This window comes from uncultured Ruegeria sp. (assembly GCF_947500045.1).
In the GTDB taxonomy this organism is placed as follows: domain Bacteria; phylum Pseudomonadota; class Alphaproteobacteria; order Rhodobacterales; family Rhodobacteraceae; genus Ruegeria.
Genome location: NZ_CANMQQ010000032.1, coordinates 1 through 1,624 on the forward strand (window position 1 = coordinate 1; position 1,624 = coordinate 1,624).

The window sequence follows — 1,624 nt, forward strand, 5'->3', positions numbered from 1 at the left end:
AAATATTTGACGGATGTATTTGACAAGAACTTTTTGAGGCACCGCGCCCTTGTCTTTGGGTGAGCTACTGAGGTGCGACGGGCTTTGCCATCGGAGATTTCTGTTTCCACTTTATGACGAAACGCCGGTAAACTTCTTCGGCGTGACCGACAGCTTCTCTCTCTCGATCGCGCACTGATTTGAGGCTGTAGTCGGCAGCTGAGCCTTTCGTTCCCCCACCGCGGTGAGAGGGGTAGCCAGCCGTCAGTTCCAGCTTTCTGAGCTTCCAGTCCAACAGAGCGGGACGGCTCCAAATGTATTCTTCGCCCTTGGAGAGCATGTGCCAGATGACCACTGTCAGTTTGCGCGCCGTCGCCACCGCTGCGATTTGGTTGCCTTGCCTTTCCCTGATCCTCCGAAAGAAGGCTCTGAGCGGCCCGGGCGTACGAGAGACCGACCATGCCGCCTCAACCAGCATCGCACGCGCACGCGATCTACCTTGTTTGGTGATGCGGCCGTGATATGCCGCTTTGTCACCGGATTGGCGTACCCGCGGATTGAGACCGAAATAGCTGACGAGTTTCTCCGGAGACGAGAAGCGCCCGATATCGCCAATAGCGGCCAGAACACTCAAAGCAACGACCATGTTCACGCCAGTGATTGTCATCAGCTGTTTCACGCGCGGCTCCTGAAGCGCTGTTTGTGCGAGATCTTCGTCGATCTGTTTGAGTTCGCAACCGAGACGGTCCAGCTCGCTGGCATGACGGAGGATGACGCGGCGCTGGTCTTGCTCGACAGGTTGTGCCTCCAGCCATTTCCTTTCACGCTTTGTAAAAAGAGACGCATTATACGGCGGGATCAGATTGGCATGCAGCACCGAATGGATCCTGTTCTTGAGACGGGTCATCTGGGAAACCAGTTGCACCCGCTCAGCCACGACCCGACGCAGCCGTTCCGTTTCTTCATCCGGCATCCAAACTTCTGGCAGAAAGCCACTGGCGTGAAGCTTCGCCAGAACGCTCGCGTCGATCTTGTCGGCCTTGACTTTGGCCCAGGCGATGTCACGAACGAGCAGAGGATTCGAGATGACAACACGGTTCACAAAAGGCGACAGCAGCCGGAATATGGCCTTTGTGTTGACTGTCGCTTCCAGGACGATCTCATCGTCCACGTTCAACCGCTCAGCGAATTTCAGAATTTGTTCGCATTCAAGCTCAAGGCGACTGGCATCCCGGATCTTACCATTCTCCAGGATCGCCACCTGGGCGAAAGTGCGATGCACATCCAGGGCTATGATTTTCATAACGGGCTCCTTTCCATGGTCAGCAACCAAGAGAGCCAGCGGGCTACACGACAACTACGGATTCGCGCTCGCAGCGGTCGCTACCGAAGTGCGCCACCGGTTCGAGCACCGGTAGCGGCGGGCAAGTCGAAGGGGCGGCCAGATAACAACTCGAGATCACAGCTCATCAGATACTTCGGCCTGCCCGCCATTCGTACTCCCAACGCCCCAATCCCGGTGGACCAATAGTAATCCACATCGAAGCCTTCAAAACCTCCGATTGGAACGTCGCGATCATTCATGCCGAATAACAACATCGTCGAACAAGATCACAGGTTTATCAAGCGTCGCCTACGGCACATG

1 protein-coding gene is annotated in these 1,624 nt (G+C 55.9%); it reads right to left on the bottom strand.

All coding sequences use genetic code 11. The features are described 5' to 3' along the window. Positions 1–64 precede the first annotated feature (64 nt). Positions 65–1,282, bottom strand: coding sequence for an IS110 family transposase (locus Q1B46_RS22120; protein WP_299952064.1), 1,218 nt, complete (start codon positions 1,280–1,282; stop codon positions 65–67). Positions 1,283–1,624 lie beyond the last annotated feature (342 nt).

Excerpts from the sequence above, each read along its gene's own strand:
- Q1B46_RS22120 (WP_299952064.1), bottom strand. The coding sequence starts at position 1,282 with ATGAAAATCATAGCCCTGGATGTGCATCGCACTTTCGCCCAGGTGGCG.